The organism is Kitasatospora sp. NPDC057512 (assembly GCF_042802135.1).
GTDB lineage: Bacteria > Actinomycetota > Actinomycetes > Streptomycetales > Streptomycetaceae > Kitasatospora.
Map to the genome: position 1 here is coordinate 1 of NZ_JBHVET010000181.1, position 12,444 is coordinate 12,444.

Sequence of the window (12,444 nt, forward strand, 5' to 3'; positions counted from 1 at the left end):
GGAAGGACGACCGTGCAGGTCACCACCGACGACACCAGCGCGCCCGACCGGGCCGCGCACCGATCCCCCCGCCGCCGTTGGCGGTTCGCCGCCGTCCTGGCGGTGGTCATCACCCTCTGCGGGTCGGGCATCGGGCTGTACCTCAACGAGCGCGACACCCGCGAACAGACCAGGGAACTGGCGATCCCGACGACGCCCGACTGGATCGAACTGGACGTCACCGCCCAGGACGTGGACCCGACCGCCCAGCAGCTGACCCTCTACGTCACCCCCGTCCCGCACGGCAGGTTCGCCGCCGGGCCGGACTCCCAGGCCTTCGCCCGCCCCGTCGAGATCACCGTCACCGGCACCCCCAAGGTGACCATCAAGGCGGCCGAGGGGGAGGCCGCGGCGTCCCAGCTCGTCCAGGTCGGGACGTACGACGGCACCAAGACGGACTACCCGTTCGACCGCTACCGCGCCGAGGCCGGCTTCACCGCCACCAGCGGGGGCGCGGCCGTGCCGGTCGGCCTGGTCCTCACCGACACCGACCCGTTCTTCGTGCTGCGCCCGCAGGCCACCACCGCGAGCTCCGGCGCCGTGACCCTGGACGCCCGGATCACCCGGTCCCGCAGCACCTTCATCCTCTCCTGGTTCATGATCGCGGCCATGTGGGCCATCGCCCTGGCCGTCGTCGGCGCCGCCGAGGTGCTGTACCGCAAGCGCGAGGGGCTGGTCTGGCCCTCCCTGGGCTGGATGGCGGCGAGCCTGTTCGCCCTGATCGGCATGCGCAACGCGGCCCCCGGGGCGCCGCCGATCGGATCCCTGATCGACTACGTGGCGTTCTTCTGGGCCGAGGGCCTCATCGCCGCCAGCCTGGCCTGCACCGCCTGGTCCGGCATCCGCACCGAGCACCGGCTGCGCCGCGAGCGGGAGGCGGCCGCCGAGGCGACGTGAGCCGAGAGGCCGTGAGCTGCGGGGCCGTGAGCGGATTCCCCCGAACGGCGGGTGCGTGCCGCACCGGAATCTGACCTTCCGATCAGTAGCCTGCGGAGCCGAACCCGACCCCAACCGGAACGAGGCCCCATGGCTCACCCCCGGCCGTCCCGCCGCTCACTCCTGCAGTCCGGGGCCGCGCTCGCCGCGCTGGCCCTGACCGGTGGCTGCTCCTCCGACAGCGGATCGGGGGAGCAGTCCGGTCGGAGCGGTACGGCCCCGGGGACGACCCCGTCCGCAGGCTCGGCGGCCGGCGGGTGGGCCATGCCGGCCGAGTCCGGCCCGCACACCCGCACCTTCATGGCCTGGCCGGCGCTGGAGGAGGTGTGGGGCGACCAACTGCCGGGCGTCCGGCAGGACATCGCCGGGCTGGCCCAGGCGATCGCCGGCTTCGAGCCGGTCGTCCTGCTGGCCCGCCCCGACCAGGCCGACCAGGCCCGGCAGGCCTGCGGCTCCTCGGTCGAGGTGCTGGAACTGAAGGTCGACGACCTGTGGGCCCGGGACACCGGCCCGACCTTCGTCACGGGCCCGAAGGGGCTCGCCGGGGTCGACTTCAACTTCAACGGCTGGGGCGGCAAGCAGACCCACGCCAACGACGCCCTGGTCGCCCGGTACCTCCTCGACCACTACGGCATCACCCGCGTCCAGGCGCCGATCACCGGGGAAGGCGGCGGCATCGAGGTGGACGGCGAGGGCACCCTGATGGCCACCGAGAGCTCCTGGGTCAACGACAACCGCAACCCCGGCAAGTCCCGCGACGAGATCGAGGCGAGCCTCAAGGGCCTGCTCGGCGTCGAGAAGGTGATCTGGTTCAAGGGCGTCGCCGGGCAGGACATCACCGACTGCCACATCGACGCCCTCGCCCGCTTCGCCGAGCCGGGCACCGTGGTGCTGCACCGGCCCGCCGCCGACACCCCGCCGGACGTCTGGACCACCGCCTCCGCGCAGGCCGTCCAGGTGCTCAAGTCCGAGACCGACGCCAAGGGCCGCACGCTCACCGTGGTCGACCTGCCCGAGCCCGACGTCACCCTGATCCAGGGAGCGGGCAAGGACTTCCTCGCCACCTACATCAACTACTACGTCTGCAACGGCGGCGTCATCGTCCCGCGCTTCGGCGACCAGGCCACCGACGACCGGGCGGCCGGCATCATCGGCGACCTCCACCCGGGGCGAAAGGTCACCCGGGTCGGCATCAACCACATCGCCGCGGGCGGCGGGGGCATCCACTGCGCCACCCAGCAGCAGCCCGTCGCGCCCGGCTCCACCGGGTGACGGGTCGGGCGGCGCGGGGGCCGGTGGCGTACGGTCCGGCCCTGGACCGTCAGGCGCCGGATGGCCGGGCGGCGGCGGAGGACAGCGAGTCCAGCAGGGTCCGCAGCACCCGCCCGGCGTCCACCGTCCCGTCCAGCGAGCCGATGGCGGCGAGCCCGTCCACGGCGGCGGCGAAGGCCTCGCCGAGCGGCACCGGGTCGCCGCCGTCGCCGCGCTCGTCCAGCAGGCAGCGGAACAGGCCGACGAAGGAGGACCGCCAGCGCGCGTACTCGGCCTCCAGGCTCGCGCGGACGCGTTCGTCGTTGAGGGCGAGCCAGTGCAGGGCCGCGTGCAGGCGGGCCAGGTCGGGGCTCTCGGGCCGGGTGAGCAGTGCCAGGACCCGCTCGGAGCGCTCGGCGTAGCCGCCCGGGCCGGCGACCGCCTCCTCCAGCGGCGTGATCCACTCGGGCCGGATGTCCTCGACCACCGCGACGATCAGGTCGGTGCGGTCCGCGAAGTGGTAGTGGCACATCCCGTGCGAGACCCCGCACAGCGCGGCCACGTTGCGGGTGGTGAACCGCCCGGCGCCGTCGCCCGCGAGCAGGGTGCGGGCCGCGGCGACCAGCCGGGCCCGGGTCTGCTCGCCCTTGGCGGAAGCCCGCGCCCGGCCGGTGCCGCCGGGGCCGGGGGCCGTACGCGGGGCTGCGCCCGTCGCCTGTGTCGCCATGGCCGCCACTGTAACGACTGCGGGGGAGCGGCAGGGGCGGATCGGTACCGATCTCTGCGCAAAGTATTGACCGAGCGCTTGGTCAGTTTTACCTTTTCGGTCAACTGCCGGACAGGCAGCGCACCTTGACAGGGAGGTAGTGATGGAGGGCAGCTTCAGACCCCATCCGGCGATCGACGGAGGGCTCGGCCGACGCCGGTTCCTGACGGCGGCCGGGCTCGCCGTCGCGGGCACCGCGCTCACCGCGGCGAGCGGTGGGCCGGCCCGGGCCGCGCAACCCCGCACCGCCGCCGCGGGCCCGGCCGTCGCCGTCGGCTTCCGGGTGCCGCTGGACACCGTCCGGCACACCCGCACCTGGATGGCCTGGCCGGACAGCAGCACCATCTGGCGCGGCAAGCTCGGCGGTGTCCAGTCGAACATCGCCCTGATCGCGAAGACCATCGCGAAGTACGAGCCGGTGACCATGTGCGCCAACCCGGCGAGCGTCGCCAAGGCGCGCTCGATGTGCGGCACGTCCGTCACCGTCATCGGGGACATCCCGGTCGACGACTGCTGGATGCGCGACACCGGCCCGGTCTTCCGCACCGACGGCGCCGGCGGCCTCGACACGATCGGCCTCAACTTCAACGGCTGGGGCAACCACCAGAACCCGCACGGCAACGACGCCCTGGTCGCCGGGCGCGTCGCCGCCTACCTCGGCCTGCCGTTCACGGCGGCCGGGCTGGTCGCCGAGGGCGGCGCCATCGAGACCGACGCGGCCGGCACGCTGATGGCCACCCGCAGCAGCATCCTCAACGCCAACTGCAACCCCGGCATGTCGCAGGCCGCGGTCGAGAGCGCGATGTGCGCCGCCTACGGCGCCAGTACGGTGATCTGGTTCAACGGTGTCGCAGGCCGGGACATCACCGACGACCACGTGGACGCCACCTCCCGCTTCCTCGACGCGGGGACGGCCGTGGTCCAGATGCCGCTGGCGAGCGACACCGACGCCTGGTCGAACGACGCACGGCAGCAGTACCGGATCCTGACCACCTCCACCGGCGCCCAGGGCACCCCGTTCGCGGTCGGCCAGATCCAGGGGCCCGACTACAACCTGATCCGCTCGACCGACCCCAACTTCGTCGGCTCCTACGCCAACTACTACCTGTGCAACAACGCGGTGATCGCGGCGCAGTTCGGCGACACCAGGGCCGACAGCGCCGCCAGGGCCGCCCTCGCCCGGCTGTTCCCCGGCCGCACCGTCGAACAGCTCAACATCGACTCCCTCGGGGCGGGCGGCGGCGGGATCCACTGCGTCACCCAGCAGCAGCCCGCGGTGTGAACCCGCCGGGGCCGGGTCCGGTCCGCCGACCGGATCCGGCCCCGAACGGAGGCCGGCCAGGGGGTGCCCCCGGACCGGCCGGTCCGGTCAGCCCAGGGCGGGGATGTCGTGGGTGGCGCAGTGGATCCCGCCGCCGCCGGCCGCGATCGCGTCGATCTTGACCGGCACGATCTCCCGGCCCGGGAAGTACTGCTTCATGAGCTGCTGGGCCCGGTCGTCGGCCCTGGTGTCGCCGAACTTCGGCAGGTAGACGCCCTTGGTGCCGATGTAGAAGTTCATGTACGAGGAGACGAAGGCGTCGCCGCGCCCGGTGATCTTGTCCGGGTCCGGCTGCTGGAGCTCCACCACCTGGATCTTCCGGCCGGTCGCGTCGGTGGCGTCCTTCAGGACGGAGCGGGCCTGGTCGGCCGAGCGGGACCAGACGTCCGCCGGGGTGCCGGGGAAGGCCTGGTCGAGCAGGACCACGCCGGGGGCGACGAAGCGGGTCAGGCAGTCGACGTGGGCGTCGGTGATGTCCTTGCCCTTGACGCCCGCCAGCCAGATCACCTTGGTCACGCCGAGGACCTTCTTCAGCTCGGCCTCGACCTCGTCCCGGCTCATGCCCGGGTTGCGGTTGTCGTTGACGACGGAGCTCTCGGTGACCATCAGGGTGCCCTGGCCGTCGGTCTCGAAGGAGCCGCCCTCGGCGACCAGCCGGGTCTCGATCCGCTCGACGCCGTACTTGGCCAGCACCGTCCGGGCGACCTTGGAGTCGTTGCCGCGCTGCTGCTTGCCGCCCCAGCCGTTGAAGTTGAAGTCGACGCCCTTGACCGTGCCGCCCTCCTCGACGAACACCGGCAGGGTGTCCCGGGCCCACAGGTCGTCGACCGCGATCGGGACGACCTCGACCGCCGAGCCGCAGGCCTTCCGGGCGGCGTCCGCCTGCTCGGGCCGGGCCATCAGGACGACCGGCTCACGGGCGGCGATGGCCTGGGCCAGGCCGGCGACGTCCCGGCGGACGTCCGCGAGCTGGTCGCCCCAGACGTTCTCGGAGGCGGGCCAGGACATCACGGTGCGCAGGTGCTTGTCCCACTCGGCGCCGAAGCGGCGCACGCCGGGGGTGCCGCCGGGGCGCGGGGGCGGCACGGTGCCGTCGAGGTCCTTCAGGTCGTTGGGGTCGCAGGCGGTGAGGCCGAGGGTGAGGGCGCCGACACCGGCGCCGACGCCGGCGAGCCGGCGGATCAGGGTACGGCGGGACAGGGCGTTGGTCATGTGGGAACTCCGGCTGAGGGTCTGGGTGGTGGTGGAGGAGGAGCGCGGGGCAGGTGGTTACGGCAGCGGTTCGTGCATGGTCGAGCAGTGGATGCCGCCGCCCCCGGCCATCAGGCGGTCGACGTCGATCTGCACCACCTCGCGGCCGGGGAAGGCCGCGGCGAGCGCGTCCCGGGCGGCGGCGTCCTTGTACGCGTCGCCGAACTGGGCGGTGATGACACCCCCGTTGACGACGTGGAAGTTGAGGTAGGAGTCGACGAACTTGGAGCTGCGGGAGCGGACGGTGTCCGGGCCGTGCACCGGGACGACCTGGAGGCGGCGCCCCCGGGCGTCGGTGGCGGCGGAGAGGATCGCGAACTGCTCGCGGGCGTCCCGGGCCCAGGCGTCGTCGCGGTCGGCCGGCGGCAGCTGCACCATCACCGTGCCGGGGCGGACGAACCGGGAGGTGACGTCCACGTGGTCGTCGGTGATGTCCTGGCCCTTGATCCCGGGCAGCCAGATCATCGTGTCGGCGCCGTAGGCCTCCAGGACGGCCTCCTCGATCTCGTCCCGGCTCATGCCGCGGTTGCGGTTCTTGTTCACCAGGCTGCTCTCGGTGGCCATCACGGTGCCGTCGCCGTCGGTCTCGATCGCGCCGCCCTCGCCGACGAAGTCCGCGAAGGTGTGGCGCAGGCCGCGGCGGGTGGCGACGAGCTCGGCGACCCGGGCGTCGTCGTGGTGCACCTGCTTGTTGCCCCAGCCGTTGAAGTTGAGGACCACGGCGTCCAGACCGCCGTACCCGTCCCGGCGGAACACCGGCGCGGTGTCGCGCATCCACAGGTCGTCGGTGGGGATCGCGGTGATCACCTCCACCCCGGAGCCGCACCAGGACTGGGCCTTGCCGGCCGTCCAGTCGTCGGGGGCGCACATCACCACCGGTTCGAACTCGGCGATCGTGCGGGCGATCAGGGCGATGTCCTCCTGGACGCCGCCCAGTCGCAGTCCCCACACGCCCCGGCGGGAGGGCCAGGACATCCAGGTCCGCGCGTGCGGGACGTCGTCCGCCGGCACCCAGGGGTAGGGCTCGGTGGAGCGGTCATCGCGGTAGTGGGTCATGAGGGCCTCCAGATCGTGCGACGGTGCCGGGAGGGGTGCCGAGGGCCGCCGACACCACTCTTCGCGCCGCGCCGAGGCGGCGCACCACGGGGGAGCGGATCGGCGACAGCACCCTGCCCGCGGGTCCAGGCTCGCACTGACTGAAAAGTCAGTCAAACTCGCGGCCACGCCCTAACGCATCCTTGACGGGCTCCGCGCGCGGGGGACGCCCCCCCGTGCGGTCCGTACGGATCAGGACCCGAGCCGGGCCACCTCGGCGTCGACCGCGTCGGCCATGAGCGTGCGGGCGTGCGCCAGCGGCAGGCTGCCGCTCAGCCAGCGCGTGCTCAACCCCTCCAGCAGCGCGGTCAGCCGCTCCGCCGCCCCGGCCAGCGCGACCGCCGAGGACATCGGCCGTACGGCGCCGAGCAGTTCGGCGACCTCCTGCACCCAGATCCGGGTGGCCCGCGCCAGGTCCTCGCGCAGCGTCTCGTCGAAGACCGCGCTCGCCCGCAGCTCGCCCCAGGCGGTGCTGTTCTCCCGCACCTCGGCGGTGTCCTGGAGCTCCAGCAGCAGGGCCTGCTCCAGCTCCTCGCGGGGCGTCAGCGGCGGGGCGTCCTCGGCGCGCTCGGTCGTGTACCGCTCCGCCCGGTCGTTGATGAACTCCAGCGTCTGCCGGAGAATCCCCGTCCGGTCCTTGAAGTGGTAGTAGATCAGCGCGGTGGACACACCCGCCTCGGCGGCGAGCTCCTCCACCCGCAGCCCGCGCACCCCGCGTCGCGCGATCACCCGCGCCGCTGCTTCCAAGATCGACGTTTTACGACTGGCCACGATCCACCACCTTACCGGGGTGCGGGCGCCCGTCCCGTGCGGTTGCTGAAAGGCCGGTCAGCGGAGGCCGGCCGATCTCCCCCCGGATGTGGCGCAGGTCACGTCCGACGCAGAACCCGGACGCCGCACCGGGCGTCTGGCTGGTGTGAGATCACGCAGGAGAACACTGGACGACCTGGACGAGGAACGCCTCCTCCGGCTGGTGGCCAAGGGCGACCGCGGGGCCTTCGACGAGCTGTACCGGCGGACGTCGCCCTGGCTCGCCGTACGGCTGCGCCGCCGCTGCGCGGACGAGCAGATCGTCGCCGAAGTCATGCAGGAGACCTACCTCGCGGTCTGGCGCGCGGCCGGCGCCTTCGCCGGGAGCGCGGTCGGCGGGACGGCCGTCGGATGGCTGTGGACGATCGCGGCACGCCGCCTCGTCGACGCGTTCCGGCGCCGCGCCCACCACGCCGAACCGCCGGTCGCCGCCGCCGAGCGCGCCGTGGTGCCCGCGGCGGAGGAGGAGGCGCTCGCCGGCACCGTCGGCGGCGACGTCGGCGACGCCCTGCGGCGGCTGGCGCCGGAACTCCGAGAGGTACTGCAGGCCACGGTGCTCGACGGGCTCTCCGTCCGGGAGACCGCCGTCCTGCTCAGACTGCCCGAAGGCACGGTCAAGACCCGTGCCCGCCGGGCCCGGATCGCGATGCGGGAGGCGCTGGCATGAGTGGGGAACACGCGTCCAGGCAGTTGATCGACGACTACGCACGTGGCGTCACGACGATGGCGGCGGACACGGTCTGGGCACTGGAGGCCCACCTGGAGACGTGCGCGCCCTGCCGGAGCGGACTGGCGGCCTCCGTGGCCACCGGGGCACCCGGCATCGCCGCGCTCGTCGACACCGTCCGGGCCGGTCTGGAACAGCAGTTGGACGCCGTGGGCACGGCGCCCTCACGGTGGCACCGGCCGAGGTGGGTGTCGTCCTGGCTGACCCCGGCCATGACCCCGTGGCTGGCCATGACCGCCGTCGTCACCCTGATGGCGCTGCTGCTCGACGCGGCCGCGCCGGCGGAGGTCTTCGGCAGTTCCTCACCGGTGTCGCTGATCGCGCCGGTGCTGCCGCTGTGCGGCGTCGCCGCGGCGTGGTCCAGCGGCCTGGACCCGGCCCACGAACTGACCGCCTCGACCGCCCGGGCCGGCCTGCCCCTGCTGCTCAGGCGCACCACCTCGGTCCTCGTGGTGGTCCTGCCCGCGCTCCTGCTGGGGGGCTGGCTGACCGGGGCCACGACGGCCGCGCAGTGGCTACTGCCCTCCCTGGCCTTCACCTCCACCGCCCTGGCGCTAGGCAGCGTGGTCGGGGTGACCCGCGCCGCCGTCGGGCTGGCGGCCGCCTGGGGCGCCGCCGTCGTGGTGCCCACGGTCGTCACCGGCCACATCTCCGCTGTTCTCCAACTGGCCCTGCACCGCGACCAGTTGCCCGTGTGGGGACTGCTCCTCGCGCTCGGCGTCTGCGCCGTGGTCGCCCGCAGGGACGCGTACTCGACGCTGTGAAACCCATGTCCACCCTGTCCACCCTCGAAAGGGACCATCGCATGACGTATACGGCGAGCGCGGCCGACACCGCGCCGAAGACCTACCCCTGGGAGATCCGGGCCGTCGGCCTGAAGGTCCGCGTCGGACGGAGCAAGATGGCCGTCGACGGGCTCGACCTCTCCCTGGGCATCGGCGCCCACGGGCTCCTCGGGCCCAACGGGGCGGGCAAGACCACCCTGATCCGGACGCTGGCCACCGTGCTGCGCCCCACCGAGGGCGAGCTGGAGATGCTCGGCACCTCCCTGGGCAGGGTGGGCGACCTCCGGGCCCTGCGCCGCCGCATCGGCTACCTGCCGCAGGACTTCGGCTACTACAAGCGCTTCACCGTACGCGAGTTCGTCGAGTACATGGCCTGGTTGAAGGAGGTCCCGAAGCGGGACATCCCCGAGGCCGTCCAGCGCGCGGTGGAACGGGTGGGCCTGGCGGACCGCGCCGACCACCGGATGAAGACCCTGTCCGGCGGCATGGTGCGGCGGGCGGGCATCGCCCAGGCCATCGTCAACTCCCCGGCGGTGCTGCTGCTGGACGAGCCGACGGCCGGCCTCGACCCGGCCCAGCGGCTGCGCTTCCGCGAACTGCTGACCGACCTGGGCCGCGACACCTGCGTGGTCGTCTCCACCCACCTGGTCGAGGACGTCGCGGCCGCCTGCTCCGACGTGGTGCTCTTCGCCGACGGCCGCCTCGTGTTCCAGGGCACGCCGGACGAACTGGGTGCGGCGGGCAGCACCGAACACCCCGGCGACAGCCCCCTGGAGCGCGGCTACTCGGCGCTGCTCCGCACCTCCGGCCAGCAGGGGAGCGCCTGGTGAACGCGCGTGTGCTGCGAACCGAACTGAAGCGCTCGGCCGCCGCCTGGGCCGGAGTCGTCGTCCTGGGCGGCAGCCTGGCGGTCTTCCTCCCGTTCGACGCGTTCTGGTGGCGCGGTACCGCCGGCTGGACGGCCCAGTGGACCACCATGGCCCTGTGGACCCGGTCCCTGCTGGCCATCTGGTGGCCGTTCGTGGTCGGCATCGGGGCGGTGTACGGACTGCGCGAACCCCGCTCGCGGATGACCGAGCTGCTGACGACCACGCCGCTGCCGGCCTGGCGCCGCGCGGCGCTGCCGGCCGGTGCGATCGGGCTCTCGCTGGCGGTGGGCTTCGGTCTGCTGGTCCTGGTGGGCGGAGTCCAGGTGGCGTTCGGTCCGACCACCTACACACCCCTCGGCTGGCTGCCGATCTCGCTGGTGGCGGCACTGGCCCTGGTCGCGGGAGCCGTGTTCGGCATGGGGGTCGCGCGGGCGCTGCCGTCCGTCCTCACCCCGCCGGCCCTGGTGGTGATCGTCTTCGTGGGGACGGGTCTGTTCCTGCGCATGAACAACGAAGGGGCGGTACCGACGGGCCGGGTGGCGAACCGGTTCGCCCTGCTGTCCCCGGCGACCCCGGAGCCGCGGCAGATGCTGCTGACCCTGTCCGGCTCCGTCCACCTCGGCCAGTCGCTCTGGCTGCTCGGCCTGCTCGCCACCGGCGTCGCGCTGCTGGCCGCCGCGACCCGGCGGGCCCGGCTGCTCGCGGTGACTCCCGCCCTGGCCGGCCTGGTCCTGGCCCTGCTGGTCCTCCCGGCCGCCGCGCGCGACATCCACGTCGTCGACAAGACCGCCGCGGCGCCGGTGTGCGACGGGCCGGTGTGCGTGACGGAGGCGAGCCGCTCGCACCTGGCCGAGCTCTCGCAGCGCAGCAAGGACGCGATGCGCGTGCTGCACGACGTCCTGGGCGACCAGGCGCCGACCTCGGTGCGGGAGGACACCGCGCTGCACGAGCTCGCCGAGGCGCGCGAACTCTCCGCGGACGTGCTGCTGGTCGACTTCAGCGAACGGCTGCTCGCCGACGCGACGGGCGAGAAGCTGACCCGCGCGCTGATCGCCAAGGGCCTGGCACCGAGCTGCGACCCGGACAACGACAAGGAGGGCGGCGGACACCAGGCCATCCCCGCCCAGAGCATCGCCGTGAGCTGGGCGCTCCACGACCCCCAGCTCCAACCGCTGGCGCCGAAGGGTACCGAGGCGTACGAGGTCGAGGCCTGGGCGAAGGCCGACACCGCGTGGCAGAAGCTGATGGCACTGCCGCCGGCGGAGCAGCGCTCGCGGATCGTCGAGCTGCACGCCGCCTCGCTGGCCTGCACGCGGTACGACCAGATTCCGAAGCTGGCCGGGGAGGCGTCGAAGTGAGGTGGCTGACGCTGTACGCGCGTTCACGGCAGGTGCCCACGTCGGCGGCCGCGGTCGCGCTCACCGCCCTGGTGGTGTGGGCCTTCAACCGGGGCGGCGGCACGGGCGCGGTGGACGCGGACGCGATCAACCCGATCGTGTACTTCGTGCTCGCCGCGAGCGTGGCGGCCGGCTCCGTCGGGCTCGGCGGGCAGGACCCGGCACTGGACCGGACGGCCGCGATCCGGTGGATGCCCCGCCGGGCGGCGCACGCGCTGCTGATCGGCGTGGTCGCGGGTGCGGCGGTGCTGGCGGTCCAGGCCGCGGGGCCGAGGTTCGCCCCCACCGAGGTCGTCCTCCGCGACACCGCGGGCCTGGCCGGCCTGGCCGCACTCGGGGCGGTGTTCTGCGGAGCACACCTCGCCTGGATCCTGCCGACCGGCTGGCTCGGCTTCACCGTCCTCGTCCCCCCGCTGCCGCCCACCACCGTGGGGAAGGCGATCGGCTGGATGACCTGTCCGGCCGGGACGGGGGCGTCCACCTGGGCCGCGGTGGCCCTGCTGGTGACCGGCGGCGCGCTGTACGCGGTGGCCGGCCCGCGACGGTAACGGGCCCGTGGGCGCCGACGGACTCACCTACACGGTCGGCGTGTGCTCGACGTGCCCGCCGTACGCCGCGAGCCTGTCGGCCGGCGTCACGGCGGGGGCCAGTGAGCAAGCCACATCAGGACGTCGTCGACACAGAACAGCCGCCAGAGAGGCAGCTCCAGCACATCTCTCCTGCGGGCGCCGACCCGGGGCCCGCAGGAGAGAGGGGAGAACGAGGGGGCCGACGCCGTTCGGACAGGGCGTTTGTCCCGGGCGCCGGGGGAGGAGTAAGGTCTACCAGTCGCTCGGCTGGGAGCACCGGACACGCATCTGCGCGGACGGTCCCGGGGCGGCCAATCCTCTGAAACACCACTTCCCGGCTCGGGCTGGGGCGAATCTGTCATGCGCAGATACGGCCCAGTCTGTATATGGCGTGTTCGTTTTATCGGATTGCAGCCGGATTCGCTTTTCGAAGTGAAGGTCGGCTAGGGTTTGAAACGTCGGACAGGGCGCCAAGCGCTGGAAGACGACAGCGAGTCGGAAGCAGAAAGCGCCGGTAAACGGAGCGGAAAGCATCTGGTAAGCTGGAAACACGAAAGAACGAAGCCCGGAGGGTCCGCTGGAAGGCGGTCCGAAGGAAGCGTCCGTTCCTTGAGAACTCAACAGCGTG

General features: G+C 73.1%; 12 protein-coding genes. 8 read left to right on the forward strand and 4 right to left on the reverse strand.

Annotated features, from left to right (window positions below; genetic code table 11):
- Both ACFU6K_RS14790 and ACFU6K_RS14795 read left to right on the forward strand, forming a co-directional pair.
- Positions 1-936, forward strand: a 936-nt coding sequence (locus tag ACFU6K_RS14790) for a DUF4436 family protein (protein WP_380663172.1), incomplete at its 5' end; no start/stop codon positions are given.
- Positions 937-1,065: 129 nt separating this feature from the next.
- Positions 1,066-2,247 carry an agmatine deiminase family protein gene (locus tag ACFU6K_RS14795; protein ID WP_380663173.1) on the forward strand — a complete coding sequence of 394 codons (1,182 nt, stop codon included), beginning with the start codon at positions 1,066-1,068 and terminating at the stop codon, positions 2,245-2,247.
- A 49-nt stretch (positions 2,248-2,296) separates the two neighbouring features.
- Here the strand turns inward: ACFU6K_RS14795 and ACFU6K_RS14800 are convergent, their stop codons facing one another.
- Positions 2,297-2,953 carry a TetR/AcrR family transcriptional regulator gene (locus ACFU6K_RS14800; protein WP_380663175.1) on the reverse strand — a complete coding sequence of 219 codons (657 nt, stop codon included), beginning with the start codon at positions 2,951-2,953 and terminating at the stop codon, positions 2,297-2,299.
- A gap of 142 nt (positions 2,954-3,095) precedes the next feature.
- Between ACFU6K_RS14800 and ACFU6K_RS14805 the strand changes: the two genes are divergently transcribed.
- Positions 3,096-4,274: an agmatine/peptidylarginine deiminase gene (locus tag ACFU6K_RS14805; protein ID WP_380663176.1), complete on the forward strand. Its 1,179-nt coding sequence runs from the start codon at positions 3,096-3,098 to the stop codon at positions 4,272-4,274.
- Positions 4,275-4,361: 87 nt separating this feature from the next.
- Here the strand turns inward: ACFU6K_RS14805 and ACFU6K_RS14810 are convergent, their stop codons facing one another.
- From ACFU6K_RS14810 to ACFU6K_RS14820, 3 genes are all read right to left on the reverse strand, one after another.
- Entirely contained in the window at positions 4,362-5,525 is a 1,164-nt protein-coding gene (locus ACFU6K_RS14810) for an agmatine/peptidylarginine deiminase (protein ID WP_380663178.1), read from the reverse strand.
- A gap of 57 nt (positions 5,526-5,582) precedes the next feature.
- The gene (locus tag ACFU6K_RS14815) at positions 5,583-6,620 is read right to left on the reverse strand and encodes an agmatine/peptidylarginine deiminase (protein WP_380663179.1); all 1,038 of its coding nucleotides are present in this window, start codon (positions 6,618-6,620) and stop codon (positions 5,583-5,585) included.
- 231 nt (positions 6,621-6,851) lie between these two features.
- The gene (locus tag ACFU6K_RS14820; protein WP_380663180.1) at positions 6,852-7,430 is read right to left on the reverse strand and encodes a TetR/AcrR family transcriptional regulator; all 579 of its coding nucleotides are present in this window, start codon (positions 7,428-7,430) and stop codon (positions 6,852-6,854) included.
- Between the two features lie 145 nt (positions 7,431-7,575).
- Between ACFU6K_RS14820 and ACFU6K_RS14825 the strand changes: the two genes are divergently transcribed.
- Genes ACFU6K_RS14825 through ACFU6K_RS14845 form a run of 5 tightly spaced genes read left to right on the forward strand, consistent with a single transcriptional unit; the run spans position 7,576 to position 11,795 of the window.
- The gene (locus ACFU6K_RS14825; protein WP_181970890.1) at positions 7,576-8,136 is read left to right on the forward strand and encodes an RNA polymerase sigma factor; all 561 of its coding nucleotides are present in this window, start codon (positions 7,576-7,578) and stop codon (positions 8,134-8,136) included.
- The gene (locus ACFU6K_RS14830; RefSeq protein WP_380663182.1) at positions 8,133-8,960 is read left to right on the forward strand and encodes a zf-HC2 domain-containing protein; all 828 of its coding nucleotides are present in this window, start codon (positions 8,133-8,135) and stop codon (positions 8,958-8,960) included. The genes ACFU6K_RS14825 and ACFU6K_RS14830 overlap by 4 nt, the downstream gene beginning before the upstream one ends.
- 41 nt (positions 8,961-9,001) lie before the next feature.
- Positions 9,002-9,811 (forward strand): ABC transporter ATP-binding protein, encoded by an 810-nt coding sequence (locus ACFU6K_RS14835; RefSeq protein WP_380663183.1) that lies wholly within the window; start codon positions 9,002-9,004, stop codon positions 9,809-9,811.
- The gene (locus tag ACFU6K_RS14840; protein WP_380663185.1) at positions 9,808-11,208 is read left to right on the forward strand and encodes a hypothetical protein; all 1,401 of its coding nucleotides are present in this window, start codon (positions 9,808-9,810) and stop codon (positions 11,206-11,208) included. The genes ACFU6K_RS14835 and ACFU6K_RS14840 overlap by 4 nt, the downstream gene beginning before the upstream one ends.
- A complete protein-coding gene (locus ACFU6K_RS14845) occupies positions 11,205-11,795 on the forward strand; it encodes a hypothetical protein (protein ID WP_380663186.1) in 591 nt (196 codons plus the stop codon). The genes ACFU6K_RS14840 and ACFU6K_RS14845 overlap by 4 nt, the downstream gene beginning before the upstream one ends.
- Positions 11,796-12,444 lie beyond the last annotated feature (649 nt).

What these genes read in the sequence shown, in the direction of transcription:
- ACFU6K_RS14830 (WP_380663182.1), top strand. Translation starts at nt 8,133, where the DNA reads ATGAGTGGGGAACACGCGTCCAGGCAGTTGATCGACGACTACGCACGT.
- ACFU6K_RS14795 (WP_380663173.1), top strand. Translation starts at nt 1,066, where the DNA reads ATGGCTCACCCCCGGCCGTCCCGCCGCTCACTCCTGCAGTCCGGGGCC.
- ACFU6K_RS14815 (WP_380663179.1), bottom strand. Translation starts at nt 6,620, where the DNA reads ATGACCCACTACCGCGATGACCGCTCCACCGAGCCCTACCCCTGGGTG.
- ACFU6K_RS14810 (WP_380663178.1), bottom strand. Translation starts at nt 5,525, where the DNA reads ATGACCAACGCCCTGTCCCGCCGTACCCTGATCCGCCGGCTCGCCGGC.
- ACFU6K_RS14800 (WP_380663175.1), bottom strand. Translation starts at nt 2,953, where the DNA reads ATGGCGACACAGGCGACGGGCGCAGCCCCGCGTACGGCCCCCGGCCCC.
- ACFU6K_RS14835 (WP_380663183.1), top strand. Translation starts at nt 9,002, where the DNA reads ATGACGTATACGGCGAGCGCGGCCGACACCGCGCCGAAGACCTACCCC.
- ACFU6K_RS14805 (WP_380663176.1), top strand. Translation starts at nt 3,096, where the DNA reads ATGGAGGGCAGCTTCAGACCCCATCCGGCGATCGACGGAGGGCTCGGC.